At 43.1% G+C, this 1,281-nt stretch carries 1 protein-coding gene; it reads left to right on the top strand.

Translation table 11 applies throughout. The features are described 5' to 3' along the window. Positions 1-12: 12 nt before the first annotated feature. Positions 13-1,281 (top strand): DUF438 domain-containing protein (locus PGX78_RS08365; RefSeq protein WP_270446485.1); only part of this gene is annotated, 1,269 nt, incomplete at its 3' end.

Here is a 1,281-nt window from a genome sequence, read left to right as displayed (position 1 = left end):
GCCCGCAAGGAATTGACTTCCAGGTTTGATTCCGTAACGCCCGAAGAATTTGCTTACGGTGAGCAGCAATTAAAGGAAGACGGAATTGAAGACGGGGAAATGCAGGATCGCATGGATGAACTGCTGAAACTCTTTGACGGAATTTTAAAAGGCAGAGAATGCGAAGAGTTGCCCGAAGGCCATCCTATCAGAACTTTTCTAGAGGAAAATAAGGCTATGGAAGGGCTGGTTTCGCGTATGAAGGCCTTATTGAAAAAAGATAAGTTTATTAAAAATGAGTGGCTGGAAGTCTATGACGGATTATTATTGTATCAACGCCATTTTGCCCGTAAACACAATCAGCTCTTTCCCGCATTGGAAGCCAAGGGGTTTGACAGACCGACAGCTATTATGTGGAGTTTTGACGATGCGGTTCGTAATGCCGTGACGAGAGGAAAACGACTCCTCGATACGGATCAGGATAAACTGTTCTTGGAACTTCAGCCTGAAGTAATTGATAAAATTGAAGATATTATGTTAAAAGAAAAGTCCATCCTTTACCCTACGGCCTTAAAGCTTTTGACGGAAGATGAATTCAGGCAAATGCGATTGGGTGAGGAAGAAGTCGGCTTTGCCAATATTGAAGCTCCGTCCGGATTTCTGCCTGAAAAAGAAGCAGCGTTACCGACTAATGCGGGTTTTGTGGGTGAACTTAATGATCTCTTACAAAAATACGGCGTTAAATCGTCGGCGGAAGATATTTTAGAGGTAGCTAACGGCAAATTGACATTGGAACAAATTAATTTAATTTACCGGCATATGCCTATGGATTTAACCTTTACAGATGAAAATGATATCGTTAAATTCTATACGGATACGAAAGAACGCATTTTCGATCGGTCTGCAGGGATTATTGGACGAGTGCTACAGAACTGCCATCCGCGTGAAGTGCGACCTATTGTTAATCGTGTCGTCGAATCCTTACGAAGCGGTGAAAAAGATAAGGTACAATTTACCTTAAAAAAGAAGGACCGAATCGTTCACATTGAGTATATCGGCGTTCATGACGAAAAAGGAAAGTTCCGGGGTGTTTTGGAAACTATGCAAGATGTGACTCCTTTCACGAAAGACGGAGAAAGCGTAGCGGCGGAAGAACGGAGAAATGAGATTATACAAAACTCTCAGGCCGGGAAAGAAGTTGCTGCAAGTGCTCCCGACAAGGGTGCCGAATTGACGACGTCTATAACTATGGCGGGTCTCTTTGACAAGTATCCGTATTTAAAAGAATGGTTCATCGCCTTG

Source organism: Megasphaera sp. AF13-6AC (genome assembly GCF_027685385.1).
In the GTDB taxonomy this organism is placed as follows: domain Bacteria; phylum Bacillota; class Negativicutes; order Veillonellales; family Megasphaeraceae; genus Megasphaera; species Megasphaera micronuciformis.
The sequence above is the reverse complement of the archived record's forward strand: the minus strand, read 5'-3'. Positions and strand labels throughout refer to the sequence as shown.